A 25,769-nucleotide genomic window follows, 5' to 3' on the forward strand; every position below is an offset into this window, starting at 1 on the left:
CGCGTGGCCTCACTTCATCGTCACGAACCGCTGCACCAGCGAGGCCAGGAACACCGCCAGCAGCGGCAGCGAGAACCAGTAACTGCTCTGCAGCCACCGCAGTTGCCGCACACTCGGCCGCAGCGCGATCCGTACGACCTCGCGTGCGGTCAGCAGCACGATGAGCGCGAGGGCCGCCAGGGCGCCGACGACCGACCAGGGCGTCCAGGTGATCTGCGGCCCGATCGGACCCGGGTCCGGCTTCGCCACCTTGCCCTCGGGCTGCTTCGCCAGGGCGTAGATCGTCGCGTCGGCGTTGACGTAGACCCTCTTCAACTCCGGCCGCCGGTCCAGGTTCTGGATCAGCCTGGGCTCCCAGGTGTCCGAATAGCCCACGTCCATCCGCAGGTACGTCGTCTGGCTCTCGTTGATCATCAGGTACGAGTTCGGACCCGCGTCCTTGAGGGCCTTGACCAGGCCGGACACCAGCACCGGGTCGGCCGGTGCCAGTGTGGGCACGTAGTTCACCCGCTCCATGTCCTTCGCACCCCACGGCATCGCCGGCGTCACGTCGTTGACCGTGTCGTTGCTCAGCCACAGCAGGCGGACGGTCGGCTTGTCGTGGGCGTACACGTAGTCCATGGCCGCGACCTCGCCGGGCCGCACCCGCTCGAACGGCTCGTTGCCCCAGCGGGCCACCAGGAAGCCGCCCATGAGGAGCAGTCCCGCCATGAGCGCGGCCAGCGGGGCGAGGCTCACCCGGTCCTTGTCCCGCTCCTCGGCGGTGGCGCCGGTGCGCGGGAACAGGGCGAGGCCGGCCAGCAGCGCCGCGCCCGGCACGGCGAACATGAAGACGCGCAGCGCCATCTCGCCGCCGTAGGACTGCATGCCGAAGCCCAGGAACGGGACGAACGTCAGCACCAGCAGCGACCGCTCGCGGTACCTGTGGTCGCGCCGGCGCCACCAGCCCCAGCAGGCGAACGCCATCACCGTGCCGGCCAGCAGCACGCGCGAGTACAGGACGAGCTTGTGGGTCGAGTCGCCGCCCTGGATACGGCCGGAGACCGACGTGGAGACGTTGCTGCCGACGCCGCCGACCCCGCCGAACAGTTCGTTGAAGTGCCCGGACCAGTACGGCTCGGCCATGAAGCCCAGCCAGGCCGCGACCACGACGCCGAACAGGATGGGCAGGCCGCGCAGTTCGGACCGGCCGATCACGACGAGCACCGCGAGCACGCCCAGCATCATGAACGGCGTGAGCTGGTGGGCCGGGACGCTCGCCGCGTACAGGCCGATCAGCACCCCGAGCAGGGCCGCCTTCTGGCGCCGGGTCGTCGGCTCGACCTCCGCCTCACCGGGCCGCCTCTTCGTCCAGAGCACCCGCGGTTCGCGGAACCAGACCAGCAGGATCGCCACGAACGCCAGGTAGAGGAGGTAGGTGAAGCCCTGCGGCGAGAAGTAGTCCTGGCCCACCCAGCCGCTGAGCACGAAGATCCAGATGCCGGTCCACTTGGCCCGCCAGCTCGCCCGCATCGAGCGCACGAGAAGGAACATCGGCGCCAGATAGAGGAGTTGGATGGTCAGCGGCCACCAGCGGATGACCTCGGTGAGGTCGGTGACCCCGCAGGCCTTCGTGACGAACGCGGCCACCGCGAAGAAGCCGGGCCAGCTCCAGCGCGCGTCCAGGTCCGGAACGGCGGAGCCGGTGCGGTCGATGTAGTCGAGGAAGCCCAGGTGCTGCCAGGCCGTCGGGAAGCGCGGCTCGGTCTCGATCACCGCGGGCAGCGCGTGCAGTGAGATCACCGTCGCCAGCAGCGTGACCAGGAGCAGCACCTTGTGCTCCCGGCCCGTCCAGAGCAGCGCGGCGAACACCGCGACCAGCAGGGCCGCCCCGACCAGCGTCGGCAGCGGCAGGACCGAGATGAGGCCGAGCCCGCCCATCGCCTCCAGGTCGGCCTCGCCTAGCCCCAGCGCGGGCACCCAGTACAGCAGCAGCGCGGCGGTGAGCAGACAGCCGAGGACGACACCGAGGCGGCTCGGCCGCAGGCGCTCGCGCCAGGACAGGGCGGGCGGTTCGGGCTCCCGCACCTCCTCGGGCGGCTCCTCCTGGACGAGCGACGCCTCCGCCTCCTGTACGACCTCCTCGCCGAAGGCCGCTCCGAACGGGGCGTCCACCTCGGCGGGCCCCAGCGAGGCCTCGGACCCCGGCTCCCGCTCCTCGACCGGCAGGCCGACTTCCGGGTTCTTCGCCCAGGTGGGCCGGTGGTCGAGAGGCGGGACCGGTGTCCCGGTGGGCGGGGTGCCGGGCCCCGGCCGCACGTCCGGCCGCCGTTCCACATGGTCGAAGTCGACGTGGATGCCGAGCGCGAGGGTGTCGGAGTCCAGTGCCCAGGCGGGCCCGCGCCGGCGCGGCGCGTCGGCGGCCGGGACCTCGCGCGCCCCCAGGTCGGCGAGGTCCCCGTCGGGTGCCGCGTGCTCGGGCACGTCGGCGGCCGGAGCGGCGCGCAGGATCCGGAACAGCTTCGGGGCGGCGATCGTGACGATCACCGCGAGCGAGGAGATCTCGGCGACACCGGCGCCGGTCAGCCCCATGCGGGGGAGCAGCAGCAGCGTCAGACCGAGCACCAGGACGCACAGCAGGCCCTGGAGCCAGGCGAGTCCGGCGGTGCGGCTCTGCGCGCGCAGCACCGCGAAGTACGTCTCCATGACGACCCGCAGCAGCGCGCCCACCGCGAACCAGCGCAGCAGCGGTGTCGCCGCGTCCGCGTAGCCCGCGCCGAACACGCCGAGGATCCACGGCGCCCCGATGAACAGCACCCCGCAGATCGGCAGCATGATCCGGGCCATCCGCCGCAGCGCGGCACGGGTGTTGACGGCCAGCCGGGCCGGGTCGTGCGAGCCCTCGACGGTCAGCGAGGCGCCCATGTTGATGGCGAGCAGGTTGACCGTGCCGCCGATCGTGGTGGTGATGTAGAAGTACGCGTTGTCCCTGGAGCTGACCTGGGAGGCGATGATCACCGGGATCAGGTAGACCACGGCGAGCGAGAACAGCGAGCCGGTGTAGTCGCCGGAGAGGAACCTCCCGACCTCCCGCAGCGTCGGCGGCTTCGCATGGCCCTCGGTCGCCTTCACATGCCGCGGCACCAGGCGCCGGAAGACCAGCCAGCCGAGCGGGACCACCGAGGTGGCGATCGCGGCGACCCAGGAGACGAACACGCCGGTCGTCGGGATCGCCACGGCGAACGCGACCAGCAGTCCCAGCTTCACCGCGGAGAACACGGTGTTGCCCACCGGGACCCAGGGCGCGCTCCGGAGCCCCGTCAGCACTCCGTCCTGGAGCGTGAGCAGGTTCCAGGCCATGACGGCCACGATGAACCCGAGTCCGTGCAGCGGCCCGTGCAGGAAGCGGTACGACGGCCCCCACACGTTCAGCGTCAGCAGGAAGATGCCCGCCGCCACCGCCACGACCAGCGAACTGCCCGCGTACGTACGGAAGATCAGCCGCCCGGTGGTGCGCCCGGCGACCGGGATGAACCGGGCCAGGGCGCCGGTCAGGGTCACCGCGGTGAGACCCGCCAGGAACTTCATCGCGGCGATCGCGGCCGAGCCCTGGCCGACCGCGTCCTCGGAGTAGTAGCGGGCCGCGGCCAGCCAGAAGCCGAGGCCGAGCACGGCGGAGATGCCGGTGTTCAGCATCAGCGCATAGGCGTTGCGGAACAGCTGGTTGCCGCCCTGTTTCCGGCCCAGTCCGGGCAGGCGAAGACGGCGCCCCGCCTGCTCGGGCGCCTCGGTCGGGGACGACGCTGCCTCGGTCGTGGTCGTCGTGTCAGACACGGGAACTGATGGCCTTCCGGCGAACCTGGCGTGCTCTGCGGACCATCGCGTACCCCTTGGTGAGCACGCGGTCCCTGGCGAAGTTGCGGGCGATCGCGCGGCCTTCGACCAGCCGCTCGAACTCCTCGATGCCCGTGCCGCGGCGCACGGTCACGCGCTGCACGGCGTACGGACCCTGGCTGCGGCGTGCGAGGCCGTTGCCGACGGCGAGCGCCTGGGCGTACCCCGTCTCGCGCACGGCTTCGCGCACCCGTCGGCTGGAGTAGCCGTACGGGTAGGCGAACGAGGCGGGGACGGAGCCCAGCTCGTCGGCGACGATCTCCTTGCTGTGGATCAGTTCGTGGCACAGGGCGTCGTCGTCGAGCTGGTCGAGCTGCGGATGGGTGTGGCTGTGCCCACCGATCTCCACGTCCGCGCCGGCGAGTTCGCGCACCTGGTCCCAGTCCAGCATCGCGTCCAGGCCACCGCCCGTGTCGTACGCGCCCTTGATCCAGCCCGTGGAGACGAACAGCGTGGACGCGAAGCCGTGCTTGGCGAGGACCGGCAGGGCGTGCCGGTGCACGCCCTCGTAACCGTCGTCGAAGGTGATGAGCACGGGCCGCGGTGGCAGTGGGCGCCCCGAACGCCAACTCGCCGCCAGGTCCGCCGTGTTGACCGGCGTGAACCCACGATCCCCGATGCACGCCATCTGCTCGGCGAACGCCTCGGGCGCCACCGACAGCTCGCGGGTCGCGTCGTTCGGGGCGGTCGCCACCGAGTGGTACATCAGGATCGGCACCGGTGCTTCAGTCATGAGATCCCCCCTCGATCTCGACGACGGAGAAGGTGCCTCCGCCACGGCGTGCCCGGACGCTGCCCACCACGTACCCCCCGGCCGCGGTGAGCACCCCGGCGACAATTGCGCCCGCACGGCCCGCGCCCCCCGGGCGGACCAGCACGGCGTCGCGCAGACCCCGGACCACACCGGCCGGCAGCACCCTGGTGGCGTACCGGCGCTCGGACTCAAGTCCCTTGTCCGCGCCCACACTTCGTGCCACCAGCGCCTTGGACAGGCCCTCGGCGTAGGCACGGGTGCGGAAGTACCCGAAGTGCTCGCGCGCCTCGGGCACCCGGTGGTGGATCACCGCGCGGTCGTCGATCAGCAGGACCGCGTCCGGTCTGGCGCGGGTGAGCCGGATGCACAGCTCCGTCTCCTCGCAGCCGAGCGGCCGCTTGTCGCCGTCGCGGCCGATGCCGGTCGCGAAGCCGCCGGCCGCGTCGAACGCCGTACGGCGGAAGGAGGCGTTGCCCCCGAGGACGTTGCGCACCCGGACCAGGCCAGGTGGCAGTCCCTTGTAGGTGCAGCCGACCACCCAGTCGAACTCCTCGGGGAACCAGGCCGGACGGCGGCCCGACGCCCAGATCGGCATCGTACGGCCGCCGACGGCCATCACCCGGGGATCGGCATAGCCCTCGGCGAAGCGGCGCAGCCAGTCCCGCTCGGCCACGGCGTCGTCGTCGAGGAAGGCGATCACCTCGCCGCGCGAGGCCGCGATCCCGGTGTTGCGGCCCGCGGACAGGCCGCGGGGGCCCGCGTTGGCGAACACCCGTACGTCGTCGGCCTCCTTGTACTCCTTGGCCAGCCGGTCCAGCAGCGCCGGATTGTGGTCGACGGCCAGCAGTGTCTCCAGGGCGGGGTGCGACTGCGCGCGCACCGAGGAGACCGCCGCGAGGATGTCCTCCCAGCGGTCCTCGGTGTACACGCAGATCACGACGGAGATGTCGAGATCGCTCAAGACACCTCTCCCTGGACCGAGTCGAGAGGGACCGGGTCGAGCGGAACCGACTCGAGCATCGGCGAGTGGCGCTCCTGGCTGCGCAGCTCCTTCCGGTTCGACCGCTCCTTCAGGATGACCTTGAGCACCCGGAACCCGTCGCGCACGGCCCGCAGATTGCTCGCGCCGTGGATGCGCAGGTACTCGTGGCTCGGGATCTCCTGCACCTTCAGACCGGCCTTGACCACGCGGATGTTGATCAGGGTCTCGATCTCGAAGCCGGTGCAGTCCAGGGAGATCTTGTCCAGGCAGTGCCGCCAGAACGCGTTGTATCCGTAGCAGAGATCCGTGTAGCGGGCGCCGAACTTGCGGTTGACGATCGTGCACAGAGCCCAGTTGCCGAGCTTGCGTATGAACGTCATGTCGTCGGTGCCGCCGCCGTTGGCGAAGCGGGATCCCTTGGCGAAGTCGGCGCCGGAGACCAGGGCGGAGACGTAGCTGACTATCTCGTTGCCGTCCGCCGAGCCGTCCGCGTCGACCATCACGATGATGTCGCCGGTGCAGGCCTCGAAGCCGGTGATCAGCGCGTCGCCCTTGCCCTTGCCGCGCTGCTCGACGACCTTGACCTCCGGCCACAGGCCGCGGGCCACTTCGACGGTGTCGTCCGTCGAATTGCCGTCCACCAGAACGACTTCGTGTATCCAGTCGGGAAGTGTCTTGAACACGTAGGGGAGATTCTCCGCCTCATTCATGGCGGGAATCACCACGCTCACCGGCGGTGCGATGGCCAGGTGAGAAGAGATCGGCCGGTATTTGCTGGCAATTAACGGATCCTGGTCCGTGGTCGCCGGCCGAAGAACAGAACTCATGAGTCTGGTCCCTCTCGTCCGGTGGACCGCCCGCCCCTGGGCGGCCCGGTTATGTGTCCGGTTCGAAAGGGGGGTTCACGCCCGTGACATGACGAAATGGATCTCCGTGCATGCCGAGGCGAGCTGGCATAGCTGGCCGCCTGCCGTGGAACGGCAGCCGGTCTCGCGGCACGACTCGGTCACAAGTGCGGTCACCGAGCACGGCACCCCCCTACCGCGCCCCACGCCGGATCCATCGCGGTCCTTGAGCCCTCCCCTAGAGCCGCTTGGTGATGGACCGATGCGGGTGAGATGTACGACGGTATTGACGATTGAACCCGTATGGCAAGGCCTGGAACGAGGCCTCACGTTTTTGTTGGTTTGACCGTTACACAGCCCGCCAAAAGACAGAAACTGATCACGGTCACTGCGATGATTCCCCCGGTCACCGACCATCGGTGAACGGCCAACATGCCCTGCGCCACGAGCATGTCGAGGGCGATCGCACCCGCGATCGCGCCGATGGCGCGACCGAGAGGCTCCAGCCCGCGCAGCGCGGCCCCGATGGCCGTGGTGGGCGCGGCGAGCAGGAAGAACAGGGTGAGCGGGCCGCGCAGGGGTGAGTCCGAGCCGGCGAGCGCCAGAAGCGCGCCGCAGCCCCCCACGGCCGTAGCGGCGCCGGCGAGCAGTGGCGACAGGTCCCTCCCCGGTCCTGTCCGCTCCCGCTCGGCGCCCGCTGTTGATGCTCTCTTGATACGGATGGTCTGCATTGGCGACTTTGCCCCCCGACGCGCCGGATGCCGGGCTTCAGAGTCGCGCAGCCCGTGAGGGGCCGTCAAGGTCCGGAAGGGGCCTGGGGGCAGTTCTTGTGCATTCTTGAACCAACCGCTAGGGGGTGCCGGCGTGAAGAAGGCCGGATCCGGGCGGTAGTTGGCTCGAAAGTCTTGACATGGACACTTCCCGTCGACACGCGTAGTTGGTACGACGGTTACGGCAGAGATCCTGCTAAAGGGAGGTTCCATGAGACGTTCCCGAATTGCCGTCTTCGTGAGTTCGATCCTCCTCGCCGCCGGCGCGTCCCTCACCGGGGCCACCGCGGCGCAGGCGTCCCAGGACGCCGCGGCGACCGGCTATGTGGCCCTCGGCGACTCCTACTCCTCCGGGGTCGGGTCGGGCAGCTACATCAGCTCCAGCGGCGACTGCAAGCGCAGCACGAAGGCCTATCCCTACCTCTGGGCCGCCGCCCACTCACCCTCGACGTTCGACTTCACCGCCTGCTCGGGCGCCCGTACGGGTGATGTTCTGTCCGGGCAGCTGGGCCCGCTCAGCACCGCCACGGGCCTGGTCTCCATCAGCATCGGCGGCAACGACGCAGGCTTCTCCGACGTCATGACGACCTGCGTGCTCCAGTCCGACAGCACCTGCCTCTCCCGGATCAACACCGCGAAGGCGTACGTCGACTCGACGCTCCCCGGACAGCTGAACACCGTCTACAACGCGATCAGCGCCAAGGCCCCGAACGCCCATGTGGTCGTCCTCGGCTACCCCCGCTTCTACAAGCTCGGCACCACCTGCGTCGGGCTCTCCGAGACCAAGCGCCAGGCGATCAACGGCGCGGCCGACTACCTCGACACGGCCGTCGCCAAGGCCGCCGCCGACCACGGGTTCACCTTCGGCGACGTCCGCTCCACCTTCACCGGCCACGAGATCTGCTCCGGCAGCTCCTGGCTGCACAGCGTCGAATGGCTCAACATCGGCGAGTCCTACCACCCGACCGCGGCCGGCCAGTCCGGCGGCTTTCTGCCGGTCCTGACCAGCGCCGCCTGATCACTGGGACGGTGACGGCGACGCACTGGAGGAGGCCCCGCCCGTCGGGGTCTCCGCCACGCAGGTCACCGAGAACGGAACCGAGTTGGACGTCGTGTCCACCGGTGAGCGCACCTCGACACTGATCTCGTTGCGGAACGTCCCCGCGCTGTCGTAGGTCGTCACGAAGGCCCTGTCCTGCTTGCTCTTCGAGCCGCCCTCCGAGAAGGACATGGTCCGCCACCCCTGGTCCATGACCTGGCCGTCCTGCGACACCCAGCGGTAGCTCACCTCGGCCGGCAGCTTCCCCACCGTGAACGTCGCCGTGAAGGCGGGCGCCCGGCCGCTCGAGGGCGGACAGCTGCCGGAATAGGAGGTGTTCGCACCCGCGAGGGTGACCTTCACGGACTGGGGGGCCGACGTCGTACGGCTGCTCGACGGGCTCGGCGTATGGCTCGTGGCCCCGCCGCCGGCCGGCTTCGTCGCGGTGGGCGTATGCGAAGTGCCGCTCCCGGAGCGGGTGTTGTCACCACTGGCGGTGCCGTCACCGCTGCCGCGGTTCAGCAGCGCGTACGTCAGACCCGCCAGCGCCAGCGCGAGCACGACCAGGCCGGCGATCAGGACGAAGGCGGCCTTGCGGTTGCGCCTCTCCGGCTCGGTCGTGGCCGTCGTCGCGGGCCCGGTCCGCGCCGCCCCGTACGGCATCGGCGGGGTCGGCGCTCCCCCGTCCGGGTATCCGGCCATCGTCGGCGTGTACGGGACGGTCGGCGCTCCGTACACACCGGGTGTACCTCCCGCCGCGATGAGCCGCAGGTCCTCCTCGGCCCGGTCGGCGGGCATCCGCTCGGCCGGGTCCTTGCGCAGCAGGCCCTCGATGACGGGGGCGAGCGGACCGGCCTGCCACGGCGGCGGCAGCTCCTCGTCGACGATCGCCCGCAGGGTGCTGAGCGGGGTGTCCTGGCGGAACGGCGAGTGCCCCTGGACGGCCGCGTACAGCAGGACGCCCAGTGACCACAGGTCGGACTCCGGGCCCGGTGTGCGGCCCAACGCCCGCTCCGGTGCGAGGAATTCGGGCGAGCCGATGACCTCGCCGGTCATGGTCAGCGCGGAGCTGCCCTCCACCTGGGCGATGCCGAAGTCGGTGAGCACCACCCGGCCGTCGTTCGACATCAGCACGTTGGCCGGTTTCACGTCGCGGTGCAGTACGCCTGCCGCGTGCGCCGCCCGCAGCGCGGACAGCACCTCGGCACCGATCTGCGCGGCGCGCTGCGGCGGCAGTGGCCCCTCGGACTCCAGGACGTCGGCGAGGGAGACGCCGCGGACCAGCTCCATGACGATCCAGGGCCGGCCGTCCTCGGTGGCGACGTCGTACACCGTGACGACGTTGCGGTTGGCGACCCGGGCGGCCGCCCACGCCTCGCGTTCGAGGCGGGCGTACATCCGCCCGACGTCCGAGGCGTCGAGTCCGGCGGGTGCGCGCACCTCCTTGACGGCGACCTCGCGGTGCAGCACCTCGTCCCTGGCGCGCCACACGGTTCCCATCCCGCCCTGACCGAGGGGGGTCAGGAGGCGGTAGCGGCCGGCGATCACACGTTCACTGCCCGGTTCTTCGGACACGGGCTTCCCCCATTCGCATCCGCGAGTCGTCTCCACTCCGTGTGATTCCTCCACAAACGTAGCTCAGCCGAGTGCGGATGCGGCCCCCTTGAGCACCAGTCCGATGCCCAGGGCCACGACAAGGAACGCCGACCCCAGCGGGGCGGTCCTGCGGACCAGGGACGCGAGGGGGTGGCCGGTCCAGCGGGGGCGCCCCTCCAGCAGGCGGTTCATGCCGGTGCCCAGCTTGACGACGGCGAACCCGGCCGCGGTCAGCGTGAGGGCGAGCCCGATGCCGTACGCGACGACGAGCAGCAGCCCGAACCAGGCCTGTCCGAGCGCCGCGGCGCCCACGAGCACGACGACGGCGGAGGGGCTCGGCACGAGACCGCCGGCGAAGCCGAGCAGCAGCGTGCCGCGGAGGGTGGGGGCGGTGGAGTGGGTGTGGGTGAAGCCGCCGTGCGTGTGCTCGACGGTGTGGGGATGGCTGTGACCGTGGTCGTGGCGGTGGTCGTGACCGTGTACGTGGTCGTGTGGGTGCGCGTGGTCGTGACGGTGTGCGTGGGCGGGGGTGTCCGCGGTCGCCGAGGCGGGTTCGGTGCGGGCGGCCACCGACACCAGGGCGCGTTCCTCGGGCCGGCGGGCCTCGTGCGGGTGCGTGTGGCCGCCGGGGCCGTGCGGATGCGGATGGCCCTGCGCGTGGCCATGAGAGTGGGCGGGACCGCGGTTGCGCCAGGCACGGCGTACGAGGGTGGCGCCCGCGGAGGCCACCATGACGCCGCTCGCGATGCCCAGCCAGGCGATCACCGAGGGCGTCGCACCCGAGCCGGCCGTGACCAGGAGGCCGAGCGCGACCACGCCGAGGGTGTGGGTGACCGTCACCGAGGCGGCCAGGGGCAGCACGTCCTTGAGGCGGGCACGGCCGCCGCGGGCGGCCGCCGTCGCCGCCATCAGGGTCTTGCCGTGGCCCGGGGCCAGCGCGTGCATCGCGCCCAGGACGATCGCGATCAGCAGGGCCAGCGCGGCGAAGCCGAAGGTGAGGTCGTGCCGGGCCACCAGGGAGTCCAGGGCACGGGTCCAGCGGTCGGCGCCGCGCGGCAGGACCGAGGCCGCGGGGGCGTCCTGCCGCTCCTCGGCCAGGGCCGGCCCGCCGGTACGCACACGCAGGGAGGCGGACGAGGTGTCGGCGGGGGAGGAGAGCAACTCCTTGGGATAGCTGGTGAGTTCGTGGGACACCGACGTCCTCGGTACGTCCGTGGCGGTGAGCGTCATGCGGTCGCCCCGCGCGGTGATCTCGCGCCAGCCGGGACCGGAGGACGCGCCCGCACTGTGGAAGCCGAGACGCACGGTGTCGTGCTCGGGGAGCGGCGCGGTCAGCCCGCACTCCACCCGGAGGGTGTTCAGTCCCGCCTGTCCCGGCCGCAGACGCGCCTTGCTGCTGCCGACGGTCAGGGCGGTGGGCCGTCCGTCGACGGTGACCTTGCTGCCGTCCGCCGCCTTCGCGCACCGCTCCCGCGCCCACTCGGTCATGCCGAGCCGCTCGATGTCGGGTTTGGCCTGCGTGGCCGGGATCTCGGCGAGGTCCTCGACGTGGGCGACGCGGAGCGTGCCGGGGGCGGCGACCAGGCCGTCGTAGCGGTTGACGGTGAAGTTGCCGAGGGGGTGCGCGCTCGCGCCGGTGGAAGGAAGCAGCGCGAGCGCGCAGGCCGCCGTGAGGACGGCCCCGGTGGAGGCGAGCAGCCGACGAGGGTTCACTGCGCGGCCTCCAGGTCCTTGACCGCCTTACGGGCCTCATCGGCACCCAGCGGCGAGAAGCCGGGGTTGAGCCGGAGCGCCGCCGTCAGGGAGGAACGGGCCTCCTTCGCATGGCCGGTGGCGCGTTCGATCATGCCGCGGTGGTAGAGGAACGCGGCGTTGCGGTAGCCCGTGGCCGTCGCCTGCCGGGCGTACGGGAGCGCATCCGCGTCCTTGCCGTTGACGTGCAGGGCCCAGGCGAGGGCGTCCGCCGTGTGCACGGTGTGCCGGCGGGCCCACTCGGCGCGGGCGGCGCGCAGCGCGGAGGCCTTGCTGCCGTGGTCGGCGGCGGCGAGCGCGGTGTCGAGGTCGGCGTTGACGCCGTAGGCGCGGGCCAGCGCGATCCAGGCGTCGACCAGCGCGTACTGGTCGTGGGCCTTCGCCTCGTCGCCCTGGGCGCCGCGGTCCTGGTACATCTCGCCGAGCTCGACCAGCGGCTGCGGCAGCGGGTAGCGGGCGACGACCTGCTCCATGCCCTTGATGGCGGCGGCGTGGTCGCCGCTCGCGTACTGGGCGCGGGCGCGGCCCTCCAGGGCGGGGAGGTAGTTCTCGTCGGCGGCGAGCGCGCGGGCGTAGTAGGTGAGGGCGCTCTTGTAGTCGCCCTGGTTCCAGGCGAGCAGGCCGAGCTGGGCGGCGACGTAGGAGATGTCGCCGCGGGCGGTGGAGGTGGCGAGCGCCTGCTGCAGGACCTGTCGTGCCGTCCTCACGTCCCCGCGCAGCTCGTGCACGTAGGCGTACCGGGTGAAGACCGGAACGCCCGGGCGCCGGGAGTCGGCGGTGTCGGCGGCCTTCGACGCCTCGGCGTAGCGGCCGAGTTCGACGAGGGCGTCGATGCGGGAGGACAGGGCGCGTTCGCTGTAGGGGTTCTCCTCGAGCACGCTGTCCGCGTACGTCAGGGCGTGCGCGAAGTCGTGCCGGGCCGCGGCGAGGGCGGCCTGACCGGTGACGGCCTGCTCGTTGCCGGGCTTCAGGGCGAGCGAGTGCTGCAGGGCCTTCTCGGCCTGCGGGTAGCGCGACGGGTCGCCCTTGGTCCGGGCCTGCTCGACGTACGCCAGGCCGAGGGTGGCCCAGCTCCCGAAGTCCTTGGGCTGCGCCTTGAGCTGGGCCTGCAGCGAGGCGATGCTCGCGTCCAGGCTGCCGCCGGACAGCAGCGCCGCGGACGCGGCACTCGGGGCGGAGGCGACGGCCGCGCCCGCGCGGTCCCGCAGCGCCCCGACCGCGATGGACCCGAAGGTCAGCGCCACGGCCAGCAGCACGACGGTCCCCCCGAGTTGCACGGCCCTCAGCCGCCGCCCGGCCTCCGCCACCCGCCGCACGGCGGCGACCCGGGGATCGGCGGCCGCGCTCTCGTCGGGGACGCCACCGCTGCCGGACTCCTCGGGGTGCAGCTCGACCTCGGGTTCCGGTGGGAGGAGCGGCGGGGTGCCGGTCTCCTTCTCCGGGTCGGTGCCGTTCGTGCGCGAGGCCATGCCCTCTCCTCAATCGAGGTGCTGTGTACGGAAGTTGTGCGGCGCGGTCCGGCCGTGGGGGATGGGTACGAACGGACCGCGCCAGTCGGTGGGGCCGGGCCGGAGCCCGGCCGAAGGGGCGCGGGGAACTGCGTGACCAGCCACGACGCCGCTGCGGGCGGGCGACGGCCGGCAGTTCCCCTGCGAGCGTCAGTACGCCCGCCCCCGCATCCGGCGCCACCACATCAGGCCGGCGGCGATCAGGGCGATGCCGGCCGCGCCGGCGCCCGCGGAGGCGGCGATCAGACCGGTGTTGCTCAGGCCGCCGGTGGAGGAACCCGTCGGCTGCAGGGCGTCGCCCAGCTGGTTGCGGACGTCGTTGCCGCTGGTGACACCCTTGGCGGTGGCACCGCGCGAGCCGGCCGTCGGGTTGGCCAGGTACGGGAAGGAGTGGCCGAAGCCCTTGTCGTTCTTGTCGACCGCGTCGCCCAAGTCGTTCTTGGAACCGACCAGTTCGCCCTCGACGACCTGCAGCGCCTCGTCGACCACGTCGTCGGTGAGGCGACGGCCGTTCGGGAAGCCGGCGTTGTCACCGTCGAGCACACCCAGCCGCTTCGGGCCGGCCGTGGGCTTGATCGAGGTGTTCAGGCGCAGCTCCTCCGCCGGGCGCACCTTCGGCGGCTGGTTGAGGCCCTTCACGCCCTTGAGGAACACGTCGACCAGGTCGTTGCGCGGCTCGGCCGGCGCCTTGATCTTGTAGATCGACTCGATGAGCTTGGGCAGCTCGGGGTTGGTCACGTTCTTGAGGAACTGGCCGTCGTTCCAGGGCGAGGACGCGTTGAACTTGTCCTTGTCCTTCAGTGGGTTGACCACCTCGTTGACCAGCGGGTTACCGAGGCGCGAGACCTGCTCGTAGTAGCCCTGGGCGTTCTTGCGCTCGGTCGTCGACCAGACGCCGACGATCGGCTGGTCCTTGGACTCCGTGATCATGTCGGTCGGGACCTGCAGGGCGATGGAGTTGACGTTGTAGCCCTTGAGCGTGTCCCGCCCGACCTCCGACAGGTTGCCGCCGTAGAGCAGGTCGAAGACGCGCAGGTCCAGGAAGAACGGGTCGTCGGCCTGGCCCGCGAACGTCTGGGCGCCGCTGGCGAGCTTGTGGACCGCCTGCTTGCGCAGGGTGTTGTAGTCCGGCATCGACGCCTTGCCGACGTTCGACGGTGCCACCGGAACGTCGTCGGCGAGCTTGGTCTTCGACGTCACCTTCTGGTTGTGCAGCTTGATGAGGTCGATGTCGTACGTCTGCGTCACGTTCAGGTCGGGGTCGTCCAGACTGGTGACCGCGCCCGTGTTGAAGAGGAACGTCTTCTTGTTCTTGGTGTGCGTCTTGAAGGTGTAGCGCAGCAGCAACTCGCCCTGCGCGTCACCGTTGTTGTCGATGTGGATGTCGTACTGGGCGTCGTCGGCGAACGTGTAGAAGTTCGGCCCGCCCGCCGGATCCTCGAACGGGATCCAGTTGGCGATGATCGTCGTCGTGTCCGGCTTGTCCGGGCTGACGAACGCGTACACGTCGGTGTTGTCGTACTGGGGCTGCCCCGAGATCAGCGGAGCCTCCCGGTGGCTGGAGGCGGAGGCCGCCCCCGGTTCCAGCGTGGCCACGCCGGCGGCCGCGAGCCCTCCGGCGGCCAGCGCGCCGGCTATCAGGGTCGCGATGCTCCTGCGTCCCGCACCGCTCCTGGAGATAGGTGTCATGCCGTCCGTCCTCAGTCCCAACTTGCCTGACGCACGCTGATTCGGAGCGGTCGGCAGGGTGGATTGGTCGAATCCCAAAGGTCTTTACGGAGCGCCGGGAATCTTGTTTCATCGCGCGGCGACTGGCGTTTTCGGCCCGCCCGTCCGTAACCCCATCCGGAGGTGCGTTCGTTGCGAATGCCTGGTGTGACGGGACGGGGCCCTTGCGGCCGGGGAGAGGGGAACCGAGTGGAGGCGGACGAGCTTCTGCTGCTGGTGGCGGGCGGCGACCAGAAAGCATTCGAGGAGCTGTACGGACTGGTGTCCGGGCCGGTGTTCGGACTGGTGCGCCGGGTCGTGCGCGACCCCGCGCAGTCGGAGGAGGTGGCCCAGGAGGTGCTGCTCGAACTGTGGCGGTCCGCCGCCCGGTTCGACCCCGCACGCGGCAGCGCAGTGTCCTGGATCCTCACCCTCGCGCACCGCCGGGCCGTCGACCGGGTGCGCAGCGCCCGCGCGGCCGGCGAGCGCGAGCAGCGCGAGGCACGCCGGGCCCACCACCCGGCCTTCGACCAGGTCACCGAGGAGGTGGAGGCGGGTCTCGAACGCGAGTGGGTGCGCCGCTGCCTGGACCGGCTCACCGATCTCCAGCGCCAGTCCGTCACCCTCGCCTACTACGACGGCTACACGTACCGTGAAGTGGCGGAGCGGCTGTCACTGCCGCTGGGCACGGTCAAGACCCGCATGCGCGACGGACTCACCCAGCTGCGCAAGTGCCTGGGAGGTGTCGCATGAGTCTCCTCAAGAAACTGCTGGGCAGCGAGGATCCGCACTCCCTGGCGGCCCCCTACGCGCTCGACGCCCTGGCGCCAGCCGAGCGGGTCCGCTTCGAGAAGCACCTCGCCTCGTGCGAGATCTGCGACGCCGAGGTGCGGGCCCTGTCCGAGGACGCCGTCCGGCTCGCCTGGTCGACGGTCGCCCCGGCGCCGGCCGCGATGCGCGACCGGGTGCTGGCCGCCGTCCGCGCGACGCCGCAGGAGCCGGCGCGTGAGCACACGCCCCAGCTGCCGCCCCACGTCTGGGGCACGCAGCCGCCGCCGGCGCGCTCCCGTGCGCCCCGTGAGCGCCGCCCGCTCTTCGTCCCCTTCGCCACGGCGACCGCCGCCGCGGCCCTCGTGGTCGCCTCGCTCTTCGCCGTGCAGGCGAACAGGACGCAGGACCGGCTGGACGCCGCGAGGGCCCAGTCACGTGAGATCGCCCACGTTCTCGCAGCTCCCGACGCCCACGCGACCGCGGGACAGGACAAGCAGGGCCGCGCCCTCTCGGTGGTCGCCTCCGCCTCCGAGGGACAGGCGGTCGTCACCCTCAGCGGATACGGCAGCCCGCCCGGCGGACGCGTGCACCAGCTCTGGCTCATGCGCCCCGGTGCGCAGCCGCGCTCTCTGGGGCTGTTCGACGGCGGCGACACGCCCTTGGTCGCGACCGGACTCGACAAGGCGGCCACATCACTCGCTGTGACCGTGGAGCCCGGTGGCGGCTCGCCGCAGCCGACCAGCCAGCCGGTTGTCCAACTCGCCCTGAAATCGGTTGGATTCGGAGAGTGACGAACGTGGAGTCGTCAACCTCCTTACGGGGAAGGTGAATCCTGTGACCGCGATACACGAGTGCCTCGGGAGAGCGATAGGGTTACTCTGCCCGGGCCGGGTGGACTCGTACGGGTGGGGAGTGACATGGAACAGATAACAGTGCGCAGCAGGGCGAGGGTCCCTGCGATCACGTGCGGGAGCAGCGCGACCAGCTCGCGCCTCGACCGGCATCTCTCGGTGCTGTCGGGTCCCGCCGTGCCGCAGCAGAAGGTTGCCGAGGCGACCTCGCTGATGCGTGAGCTCACCGCGCGCGACACCCCGCAGGAGCGCAGTGCCAGGGGGAAGCGGATCAGCCGTGTCCTGCTCTTCGCACCGCTGCGCCGACTGCGCCGTTCGCTGTTCGGCGGGCGCTGAGCCACACCGGCGCTCCTCGCGGGCCCGTCCCCGGGTGACCGCACCGTCCCGGCGCATCGCTGCGCACTCGTCTCCGTCATCCCCGGCACTGCAGCGATGCCCAGGTGCGACACCGGGCGCGGGCCCCTCCGCGGTCCGTGCCATGCCGTCCCCATCCGGCCCCGACGGCTCTCAACTCCCCCATGGGGGTGGACCGTTCACCGCTCGCCGCACGCGTACCTCCGCACCGCGAGCGGCTCCCGCCCGGCCGGATCAGGCTCCCGCCCGGCTAGATCAGCGCGAACTGCCCCTCCGGCCCCTCCTCGTGGTGATCGAGGACCGAGGCGGGCCTGCGGGCCGCCTCCGCCGGCGGCAGCACCCCAACCTTGTGCAGCTCGGACGCCGTGACGGGTGATGTCACCGTCAACTCCTCCTGCTGCGGCCGCAGTTCGGCGAGCAGGGCCAGAACCGTGATCAGCTCCAGCAGCTCGGAGGTCCAGTTCTGCGGCCAGGTGGCCGGACGGATCGCGGCCAGCGTGCCCGGCTCCGGCTCCGCGGTCCGCGCGGTGAACCACTGCTCCAGGACCCGGACCCCGGCCGTCTCGAAGTCCCAGGCCTCGGGCGGCACCGGCGAGATGCGGCCCTCGTCGAGCAGCAGGGTCTCCTCGTCACGGTCGTAGTCGATGACGAGCGGGCGGGACGGCAGCGGGGCGCGGACGTACGGTCGGCGGCCGCCGGGCAGTTTGGGGCGGTCGCCGTCGCGGCGCATCAGCCACAGGACGCGGCGGCCCAACTCCACTCCGCGCGAGAAGAGTTCGGCGTCCTCGGTGAGCGGGACAGTCAGGTCCGGACGGGCCACCGCAATGATCCAGGCGAGGAGGTCCGGCGGGGTCGGGGAGTGGCCGAGGCGGGTGCCCAGGTGGTCGAGCAGACCCGGCGCCAGGTTGGGTTCCGTGCCGCCGGGGCGGCGGAAGAGCGGGCGGATACGGCCGGGGCGCAGGAGCGGGACGTGGGACGTGGCCAGCAACTGCGGGCCGCCCGTCCCGGAGGGCCTCTCCACGACGAAGATCTGGTGCTCGTCCGCCACCCGCCACAGCTCGGGGCGGGCGCTGTCGATCAGGCGATGATCGGGCAGCAACCACTGCTCGTCGAAGGGCGCGGGCAGGACCCGCACCGGCTCCGGGGCGGGGCCCGTGGCGCGGATCAGCTTCTGCGTGCCGCTCGGCCGGCCCGGCAGCTGGCCGACCGCCGAGTGCAGGGTGCGCGAGCGGGTCGGCTCGAACAGGGTCTCCCGGTCCGGGCCCTCGGCCTTCAGCAGGGCGTCCCAGCGGGCTCTGAGGGATGCCGCATCGGGGCCCGTCGGCCACCTCCGGCCGAGCCGCGGCGGTGCGACGGACCACGGCATGAGGTCCGCCAGCGGCGGAGCGTCGTCGTGCGTCACGCTGGGCATCGTACGGCCTGTCGCCTGCGGCGGGTCGGGGACAGCGGGTTCAGGTGGCGTCCAGGGTCACCGTGAAGGAGAAGCGGTCGCCGCGGTAGTGGATCACCGCGACGTCCAGCACCCGCCCTGCGGCGTCGTACGTCACGCCCGTGTAGTGCAGGATCGGGCTGAGCAGCGGGACTTGGAGCAGCCGTGCCGTCTCCGGATCGGCCAGCCGGGCCTCGACGGTGTCCGTGATCCGGCTGATGTCCGCCCGCACGACGTCGCGCAGCACCTTGGTCATCGGCCAGCGCAGCAGGTCGGCCGGGTCGATCCGGGCGGCCACGTCCGGCCGCACGTAGTTGTGCGCGTGGTTGGTCGGCTCACCCGTCTTCTCGTCGCTGCGCAGGCGGTGGTAGGTGGCCACCTCCTCGATCTCCGGGAAGAACTCGGCGAGTTCGGGCGGCGCGGGCGCGTGGCCGTGGCCCAGCAGTTCGGTCGTCATGCCGGACTGCTGGGCGACGATCGCGTCCACCGAGCCGAGCAGCCGCACCGGGGCGCCCCTGCGGGCGTCGGGCTCGATGAAGGTGCCCCGGCGCCGGTGCCGGGTGATCAGGCCCTCGTCCTCCAGCTCCTTCAGCGCCTGCCGCATGGTCAGCACGCTCACCCCGTAGTGCTCCGCCAACTGCTCCTCGGTGGGCAGGCGGAGGGGGTCCTGCGGCGAGCGGCCGAGTATCGAGGCGCGCAGGGACTGCGACACCTGGTACCAGAGCGGCAGCTTGCGGTTCAGGACGATCGAGTCCGGGGCGAAGGAGGTCACGGGCCATCCGTACCGGTCGGGGATCTTCAGTGCAAGGGCCGGAAATGCCTTTCGAGGCCCCGCCACACGTCGTCGTAGTGCTGCTGGAGGTGGTCGGCGTCCGCCGCGTGCGCGGTGAGCGTGACCGGCCAGCGGGTCTCGAACATGAACGCCAGCCCGTCGTCCACCCTCTGCGGCTTCAGCTCGGCCGCGCTCGCCCGGTCGAACGTCTCCCGGTCCGGGCCGTGCGCCGACATCATGTTGTGCAGCGAGCCCCCGCCCGGCACGAAGCCCTCCGCCTTCGCGTCGTATGCGCCCTCGATCAGGCCCATGTACTCGCTCATCACGTTCCGGTGGAAGTACGGCGGCCGGAAGGTGTCCTCGCCCACCAGCCAGCGCGGCGCGAAGACCACGAAGTCGACGCCGGCCAGCCCCGGGGTGTCCGACGGGGACGTCAGCACCGTGAAGATCGAGGGGTCCGGGTGGTCGTAGGAGATGGTGCCGATGACGTTGAAACGGCGCAGGTCGTAGACGTACGGCACATGGTTGCCGTGCCAGGCGACCACGTCGAGCGGCGAGTGCTCGTACGTGGCCTTCCAGAGGTTGCCGCAGAATTTGTTGATCACCTCCACCGGGCCCTCGACGTCCTCGTACGCGGCGACCGGGGCCTTGAAGTCCCGGGCGTTGGCCAGTCCGTTGGCGCCGATCGGGCCGAGGTCGGGGAGCTGGAAGGGGGCGCCGTAGTTCTCGCAGACATAGCCGCGGGCGGTCGGGCTCCGGCCGCCGTCGGACGCGGTGTCCAGAAGCTCCACACGGAAGCGCACCCCACGCGGGACGAGCGCCACATGTCCCGGCTCCACGTGCAGCAGCCCGAACTCCGTGTGCAGCAGCAGCCCGCCCCGCTCCGGGACGATCAGCAGCTCGCCGTCCGCGTCGCTGAAGACACGGTCCATCGAGGAGTTGGCGTGGTACAGGTGCACGGCCATGCCGGTGCGCTGGGTCCCGTCGCCGTTGCCGCCCACGGTCCACAGGCCGGCCAGGAAGTCGGTGCCGTCGGCGGGGTCGGGGAGGGGGTTCCAGCGCAGCCGGTTGGGATCGGGGACGGACTCCGTGAAGGGGGCCGTGCGGATCCAGCCGTTGTGGGTGTGGGTGAACGCGGGGTGCGCCGCCGACGGGCGGATGCGGTACAGCCAGGAGCGGCGGTTGTGCGCCCGCGGCTCGGTGAACGCCGACCCGCTGAGCTGTTCCGCGTAGAGCCCGAGCGGTGCGCGCTGGGGTGAGTTGCGGCCCTCGGGCAGGGCACCGGGCACGGCCTCGGAACTGTGCTCGTTGCCGAAGCCGGAGAGGTAGGTCAGCCCCTCGGCCGTCTTGCGCGCTTCCCCGCTCATCGTCGCTCCCTTGCGGACTGCTGCGGTCTGATCTGATTCCTATGTATCACCGTAGGATTGAGGTTCGGCCGGCGCAAGAGGGCCTGGAGCCTCCTCACCAGGTCTCCTTCCGGGCCTCCTCGTCAGGGAGGAGCGAGAACCCGACTCCAGGGGGATCCGGCTGTCGGACCGGTGTTCTAGTCTCCGGGCATGTCGTGGACGCGGGGTCTGTTCGCCGCGCTCGCGGTCTGTGTCCTGCTGCTGACCGGATCCGCGGGCTGCGGTTCCAGTGCTGCGCACGAGGGGAGGAACGGGGAGTCGACCTCGCCGGTGGGCAAGGTCCTGGGGAACACGGACAAGGAGGGGCGGCACTACCGTGAAGTGCAGAAGAAGGGCGCGCCCGAGGTCGGCATCCAGGTGCAGCCGGACACCGGCGACACCTGGGACGTGCGCCTGACCGTCCGCAACTTCCGCTTCTCGCCCGGCGGTACGAAGGCACGGGCGACGGCCGGCCGCGGTGTCGCGTACGTCTTCGTCGACGACCGGCTCGTCAGCCGGCTCCGCGGTCTGAACTGCCGTCTTGCGGCCCGGCTCGTCCCGCGTGGCACCCACCACGTCACCGCGCGCCTCTACGCCGACGACGGCACCGTATGGGCCGTGAAGGGCCGTCCGATCGAGAGCACGGCCGACATCACGGCGTCGGAGGCGGCGGGCAGGCCGGGGGGTCCCTCGGACCCGACCGCGCTGAGTGCGACCGGCGGTTATGCGCGGACCGGGGGGCGAGGTTCTCCGGAGCGCGCCGGAAGGGCATCATGAAGTCCGTGCCCCACGCGACATCGCTACGCCGTGCGCCCGTGCAGCGGCGCAGCGCCGAACGACTCACCCGGATCCTCGACGCCTGCGCCGCACTCCTCGACGAGGTCGGCTACGACGCCCTGAGCACCCGGGCCGTCGCCCTGCGCGCGGAAGTCCCCATCGGCTCGGTCTACCGCTTCTTCGGCAACAAACGGCAGATGGTCGACGCTCTCGCCCAGCGCAATCTCGAGCGGTTCAGCGAGCAGGTCACCGAGCGGCTGAAGGGGGCCGGCGACGGGGGCTGGCGCTCGGCGATGGACGCCGTGCTCGACGAGTACCTGGCGATGAAGCGCACCGCACCGGGCTTCTCCCTCGTCGACTTCGGCAACCAGATCCCGGTCGGCGCCCGCAACGCCGAACCGAATCACCGCGTCGCCGACCGTCTCACCGACCTGCTCTCCGGCTACCTCGACCGGGAGCCCGACGAGGATCTGCGCCGTACGTTCCTCATCGCGGTGGAGACCGCCGACACCCTCGTCCACCTGGCCTTCCGGATGGCGCCCGACGGCGACGCGAAAATAATCGAGGAGGCGCGGGGGCTGCTCCAGGCGTATCTGGCGCGGGTGCTGGACTGAGGTCCCGCCCCCTGTGCCGGGTCCGTGGCGCCCGCACGGGCCCCGGCGAGCGGCCCGCGAATTTTCGACGTCGTCCCCGAGAGGCCTCCCCAACATGCCAACCGGTCGGTATGCTCGGCCGTGCCCTGGCGCCGTCACCGCCCACCGGGAGGACCCGTGTCCCGCACCGCTCTGCGTATCTGCCCCCTGTGCGAGGCCACCTGCGGGCTGACCCTCACCATCGACGGGACCCGTGTCACCGGCGCCCGCGGTGATCGCGAGGACGTCTTCTCCAAGGGATTCATCTGCCCCAAGGGCGCCTCCTTCGGCGCTGTCGACGGCGACCCCGACCGGCTGCGCGCCCCCCTCGTGCGCAAGGACGGCGAGCTGCGCGAGGCCACCTGGGAGGAGGCCTTCGACGCGGTGGCGGCCGGCCTCCGCCCCGTCGTCGACCGGTACGGCCCGAACGCGGTGGGCGTCGTCCTCGGCAACCCGAACGTGCACACCATGGCCGGCGCCCTCTACCCGCCGGTCCTCCTCGCCGGCCTCGGCACCCGCAGCGTCTTCACCGCCTCCACGGTCGACCAGATGCCCAAGCACGTCTCCAGCGGACTGCTGTACGGCGACGCCAACGCCATCCCCGTGCCGGACCTGGACCACACCGGCCACCTGCTCCTCATCGGCGCCAACCCGCTGGAATCCAACGGGAGTCTGTGCACCGCCCCCGACTTCCCCGGCAAGCTGAAGGCCCTCAAGGCGCGCGGCGGCACGCTCACCGTCATCGACCCGCGCCGCACCCGCACCGCCAAGCTCGCCGACCGGCACATCGCGATCCGCCCCGGCAACGACGCGCTCCTGCTCGCGGCGATGGCCTACGTCCTGTTCGAGGAGGACCTCGTCGACCTCGGCGAGCTGACCCCGCACCTCGAGGGCCTCGACGAACTGCGCGCAGCAGTAAGGGAGTTCACGCCCGAGGCCGTCGCCGCCGCCTGTGACGTGGACGCCGGGGTGACCCGTACGCTCGCCCGTGAACTCGCCGCCGCCCCCACCGCCGCCGTCTACGGCCGCATCGGCAGCTGCACCGTCCCGTACGGCACCCTCGGCAGCTGGCTCGTGGACGTCCTCAACATCCTCACCGGCAACCTCGACCGGCCCGGCGGCGCCCTCTTCCCGCAGGCGGCCACCGACCGGACGCCGCGCCCGGCCGGCCCGAGCCACGGCTTCGGGCTCGGCCGCTGGCACTCCAGGGTCAGCAAGTACCCCGAGGCGAAGGGGGAGTTGCCGCTCTCCGCGCTCGCCGAGGAGATCGACACCGCGACCGATGAGGGTGAGCCGATCCGGGCGCTCGTCTCCGTCGCCGCCAACCCCGTGCTGTCCGCGCCCGACGGCGACCGGCTCGACAAGGCCCTGGACTCCCTGGACTTCATGGTCAGCGTCGACCCGTACCTCAACGAGACCTCGCGCCACGCCCACGTCGTGCTGCCGCCGCCCCCGCCCTCGCAGAGCCCGCACCACGACTTCGCCTTCAACACCCTCGCGGTGCGCAACCAGGTCCGCTACACGCGCCCCGCCGTTCCCCTGGAGCCCGGCCGCATGGCCGAGACCGAGATCCTCGCCCGGCTGATCCTGGCGGCGACCGGCATGCACGGCGCCCACCCGTCCGCCGTCGACGACATGGTCATAGGCCAGACCCTCGGCAAGGCCGTCAAGGAGCCCCACTCGCCCGTGCACGGCCGCGACCCGCAGGAACTCACGGGCCAACTCACCGGTGTGAGCGGCCCCGAGCGCCGGCTCGACATGATGCTGCGCCTAGGCCCCTACGGCGACGGCTTCGGCGTACGGCCCGACGGGCTGTCGCTGGAGCGGCTGCTCGCGCACCCGCACGGCATCGACCTCGGCCCGCTCGGCTCCCGCCTCCCGCAGCCGCTGAAGACCAGGAGCGGCAAGGTCGAGCTGCTGCCGCGGCCGATCGCGGACGACCTGCCGCGGCTGCGCGAAGCGCTGGACCGGCTCCCGGACGAGCTCGTCCTCGTCGGCCGCCGCCATCTGCGCTCCAACAACAGCTGGATGCACAACGTCCCCGCCCTCACCGGCGGCAGCAACCGCTGCACCCTGCACATCCACCCCGAGGACGCCGAGCGCCTCGGCGTGCGGGACGGGGCCGCCGTCCGCGTCAAGGGTGCCGGGGGAGAGGTGACCGCCCCGGCCGAGGTCACGGACGGGGTGCGCCCCGGCGTGGTGAGCCTGCCGCACGGCTGGGGACACGACCGGCCCGGCACCCGGATGAGGCACGCCGCGACCGACCCGGGCGTCAACGTCAACCAGCTCCTCGACGGCAGCCTGCTCGACCCGCTCTCGGGCAACGCGGTCCTCAACGGAGTGCCGGTGGAGGTCACGGCCGTGGCCGAATCGATCATGTCGCTGACCTGAGCAAAGCCCTGACCTGGAGTTTTGCGCTTATTGCTCGCACGTCAACGTCTTGTTAACGCCGTTTGGACGGACCTAACGTCGTCGCACCGCCTGCCCGGTGGGATGTTCAAGGGCGAACGTTAGGTATCCACTCATGCTGACCCTCCTCGGCTTTGCCATGATCGCGACCTTCCTGGTCCTGATCATGCTGAAGAAGATGTCGCCGATCGCGGCGCTCGTGCTGATCCCGGCGCTGTTCTGCGTCTTCGTCGGAAAGGGCGCGAAGCTCGGCGACTACGTCATCGACGGCGTCACCAGCCTCGCCCCCACCGCGGCGATGCTCATGTTCGCGATCGTCTACTTCGGCGTGATGATCGACGTCGGCCTCTTCGACCCGATCGTCCGGGGAATCCTGAAGTTCTGCAGGGCCGACCCGCTGCGCATCGTCGTCGGCACGGCCCTGCTCGCGGCGATCGTCTCGCTCGACGGCGACGGCTCGACCACCTTCATGATCACCGTCTCGGCCATGTACCCGCTGTACAAGCGCCTGAAGATGAGCCTGGTCGTGATGACCGGTGTCGCCGCCATGGCCAACGGCGTGATGAACACCCTGCCGTGGGGCGGTCCGACGGCCCGTGCCGCCACCGCGCTCAAGCTCGACGCCGGCGACATCTTCGTGCCGATGATCCCGGCGCTCGCCACGGGCCTGCTCTTCGTCCTCGCGCTCTCGTACGTCCTCGGCCGCCGCGAGCGCAAGCGGCTCGGCGTGCTGACGCTGGACGAGGTCCTGGTCGAGGAGAAGGAGACCGAGACGGTGCTGGTGGGCTCCGGCAGCGGCGCCGGCCGCGGCAAGTCCCCGGCGCGCAGCGGCGGTTCGGGCTCGGGCACCGACGCGGACCTCGCCGGCGAGGACCGCGACGACGAGGACGGGAGCGGGGGCTTCCAGGGCCTGGACCCGCAGCGGCCCACCCTGCGCCCCAAGCTGTACTGGTTCAACGCGCTGCTCACGGTGGCCCTGCTCACCGCCATGATCATGGAGTTGCTGCCGATCCCGGTGCTGTTCCTGCTCGCCGCCGCGACCGCGCTGACCGTCAACTTCCCGCACATGCCCGACCAGAAGGCCCGTATCGCGGCGCACGCGGAGAACGTCCTCAACGTCTCCGGCATGGTCTTCGCCGCCGCCGTCTTCACCGGCGTCCTCCAGGGCACCGGCATGGTCGACCACATGGCCAGGTGGCTCGTCGACAACATCCCCGACGGCATGGGCCCGCACATGGCCTTCGTCACCGGCATCCTGAGCATCCCGCTGACGTACTTCATGTCCAACGACGGCTTCTACTTCGGCATCCTCCCCGTCCTCGCCGAGGCCGGACAGGCCCACGGCGTCTCCTCGCTGGAGATCGCCCGCGCCTCGCTCATCGCCCAGCCGCTGCACATGTCGAGCCCGCTGGTCCCGGCCGTGTACGTCCTGGTGGGCATGGCCAAGGTCGAGTTCGGCGACCACACCAGGTTCGTCGTGAAGTGGGCCGTGCTCACATCACTGGTGATCCTCGGGGCAGGAATTTTGTTCGGCATCATCTGATCCACCGCACGCATCTTCTG

At 71.3% G+C, this 25,769-nt stretch carries 20 protein-coding genes; 8 read left to right on the forward strand and 12 right to left on the reverse strand.

The annotated features are described in order from the left end of the window. Positions 1–9: 9 nt before the first annotated feature. The 5 genes from ACGFYN_RS08180 to ACGFYN_RS08200 form a co-directional block, all read right to left on the reverse strand. A complete protein-coding gene (locus ACGFYN_RS08180) occupies positions 10–3,813 on the reverse strand; it encodes a lipopolysaccharide biosynthesis protein (protein WP_393864957.1) in 3,804 nt (1,267 codons plus the stop codon). Beyond that, a complete protein-coding gene (locus tag ACGFYN_RS08185) occupies positions 3,806–4,606 on the reverse strand; it encodes a polysaccharide deacetylase family protein (protein ID WP_393864958.1) in 801 nt (266 codons plus the stop codon). The genes ACGFYN_RS08180 and ACGFYN_RS08185 overlap by 8 nt, the downstream gene beginning before the upstream one ends. Continuing rightward, positions 4,599–5,588 (reverse strand): glycosyltransferase family 2 protein, encoded by a 990-nt coding sequence (locus ACGFYN_RS08190; protein WP_393864959.1) that lies wholly within the window; start codon positions 5,586–5,588, stop codon positions 4,599–4,601. Before ACGFYN_RS08190 ends, ACGFYN_RS08185 begins: the two co-directional genes overlap by 8 nt. Beyond that, entirely contained in the window at positions 5,585–6,436 is an 852-nt protein-coding gene (locus tag ACGFYN_RS08195; protein WP_393864960.1) for a glycosyltransferase family 2 protein, read from the reverse strand. The genes ACGFYN_RS08190 and ACGFYN_RS08195 overlap by 4 nt, the downstream gene beginning before the upstream one ends. Positions 6,437–6,780: 344 nt before the next feature. Then, positions 6,781–7,185 (reverse strand): hypothetical protein, encoded by a 405-nt coding sequence (locus ACGFYN_RS08200; protein WP_393864961.1) that lies wholly within the window; start codon positions 7,183–7,185, stop codon positions 6,781–6,783. Positions 7,186–7,435: 250 nt separating this feature from the next. On the opposite strand from ACGFYN_RS08200, the gene ACGFYN_RS08205 reads away from it, so the two are divergent. After that, a complete protein-coding gene (locus ACGFYN_RS08205) occupies positions 7,436–8,242 on the forward strand; it encodes an SGNH/GDSL hydrolase family protein (RefSeq protein WP_393864962.1) in 807 nt (268 codons plus the stop codon). Here the strand turns inward: ACGFYN_RS08205 and ACGFYN_RS08210 are convergent, their stop codons facing one another. The 4 genes from ACGFYN_RS08210 to ACGFYN_RS08225 all read right to left on the reverse strand — a co-directional run bounded on the left by ACGFYN_RS08210 (position 8,243) and on the right by ACGFYN_RS08225 (position 14,808). Further along, on the reverse strand, positions 8,243–9,838 hold the full coding sequence (locus ACGFYN_RS08210) for a serine/threonine-protein kinase (protein WP_393864963.1): 1,596 nt from the start codon (positions 9,836–9,838) through the stop codon (positions 8,243–8,245). A gap of 63 nt (positions 9,839–9,901) precedes the next feature. Continuing rightward, positions 9,902–11,572, reverse strand: a complete 1,671-nt coding sequence (locus tag ACGFYN_RS08215) for a sulfite exporter TauE/SafE family protein (protein ID WP_393864964.1) — start codon at positions 11,570–11,572, stop codon at positions 9,902–9,904. After that, entirely contained in the window at positions 11,569–13,080 is a 1,512-nt protein-coding gene (locus ACGFYN_RS08220; RefSeq protein ID WP_393864965.1) for a tetratricopeptide repeat protein, read from the reverse strand. The genes ACGFYN_RS08215 and ACGFYN_RS08220 overlap by 4 nt, the downstream gene beginning before the upstream one ends. A gap of 189 nt (positions 13,081–13,269) precedes the next feature. Beyond that, complete coding sequence (locus tag ACGFYN_RS08225; RefSeq protein WP_393864966.1) at positions 13,270–14,808, reverse strand: DUF4331 domain-containing protein; 1,539 nt, start codon at positions 14,806–14,808, stop codon at positions 13,270–13,272. A 228-nt stretch (positions 14,809–15,036) separates the two neighbouring features. Between ACGFYN_RS08225 and ACGFYN_RS08230 the strand changes: the two genes are divergently transcribed. From ACGFYN_RS08230 to ACGFYN_RS08240, 3 genes are all read left to right on the forward strand, one after another. Further along, positions 15,037–15,579, forward strand: a complete 543-nt coding sequence (locus ACGFYN_RS08230; protein ID WP_393864967.1) for a sigma-70 family RNA polymerase sigma factor — start codon at positions 15,037–15,039, stop codon at positions 15,577–15,579. Next, a complete protein-coding gene (locus ACGFYN_RS08235; RefSeq protein ID WP_393864968.1) occupies positions 15,576–16,388 on the forward strand; it encodes an anti-sigma factor domain-containing protein in 813 nt (270 codons plus the stop codon). Before ACGFYN_RS08230 ends, ACGFYN_RS08235 begins: the two co-directional genes overlap by 4 nt. A 126-nt stretch (positions 16,389–16,514) precedes the next feature. After that, entirely contained in the window at positions 16,515–16,784 is a 270-nt protein-coding gene (locus tag ACGFYN_RS08240; protein WP_393864969.1) for a hypothetical protein, read from the forward strand. Between the two features lie 268 nt (positions 16,785–17,052). On the opposite strand, the gene ACGFYN_RS08245 is transcribed toward ACGFYN_RS08240, so the two are convergent. From ACGFYN_RS08245 to hmgA, 3 genes are read right to left on the reverse strand one after another with little or no spacing between them, the layout of a single operon-like run. Further along, positions 17,053–18,213 carry a type ISP restriction/modification enzyme gene (locus ACGFYN_RS08245; RefSeq protein WP_393864970.1) on the reverse strand — a complete coding sequence of 387 codons (1,161 nt, stop codon included), beginning with the start codon at positions 18,211–18,213 and terminating at the stop codon, positions 17,053–17,055. 40 nt (positions 18,214–18,253) lie between these two features. Further along, positions 18,254–19,003 (reverse strand): GntR family transcriptional regulator, encoded by a 750-nt coding sequence (locus ACGFYN_RS08250; RefSeq protein ID WP_393864971.1) that lies wholly within the window; start codon positions 19,001–19,003, stop codon positions 18,254–18,256. Between the two features lie 26 nt (positions 19,004–19,029). Then, the gene (gene hmgA / locus ACGFYN_RS08255; protein WP_393864972.1) at positions 19,030–20,370 is read right to left on the reverse strand and encodes a homogentisate 1,2-dioxygenase; all 1,341 of its coding nucleotides are present in this window, start codon (positions 20,368–20,370) and stop codon (positions 19,030–19,032) included. Positions 20,371–20,559: 189 nt separating this feature from the next. Between hmgA and ACGFYN_RS08260 the strand changes: the two genes are divergently transcribed. The 4 genes from ACGFYN_RS08260 to ACGFYN_RS08275 all read left to right on the forward strand — a co-directional run bounded on the left by ACGFYN_RS08260 (position 20,560) and on the right by ACGFYN_RS08275 (position 25,749). Continuing rightward, positions 20,560–21,165, forward strand: coding sequence for a hypothetical protein (locus ACGFYN_RS08260; RefSeq protein ID WP_393864973.1), 606 nt, complete (start codon positions 20,560–20,562; stop codon positions 21,163–21,165). Beyond that, the gene (locus ACGFYN_RS08265; protein ID WP_393864974.1) at positions 21,162–21,779 is read left to right on the forward strand and encodes a TetR family transcriptional regulator; all 618 of its coding nucleotides are present in this window, start codon (positions 21,162–21,164) and stop codon (positions 21,777–21,779) included. The genes ACGFYN_RS08260 and ACGFYN_RS08265 overlap by 4 nt, the downstream gene beginning before the upstream one ends. A 156-nt stretch (positions 21,780–21,935) precedes the next feature. Further along, entirely contained in the window at positions 21,936–24,188 is a 2,253-nt protein-coding gene (locus tag ACGFYN_RS08270; protein ID WP_393864975.1) for a molybdopterin oxidoreductase family protein, read from the forward strand. A 133-nt stretch (positions 24,189–24,321) separates the two neighbouring features. Then, positions 24,322–25,749 (forward strand): CitMHS family transporter, encoded by a 1,428-nt coding sequence (locus tag ACGFYN_RS08275; RefSeq protein WP_393864976.1) that lies wholly within the window; start codon positions 24,322–24,324, stop codon positions 25,747–25,749. Positions 25,750–25,769 lie beyond the last annotated feature (20 nt).

The sequence above is a fragment of the Streptomyces sp. NPDC048419 genome, from assembly GCF_043200415.1.
Taxonomy (GTDB): Bacteria; Actinomycetota; Actinomycetes; order Streptomycetales; family Streptomycetaceae; genus Streptomyces.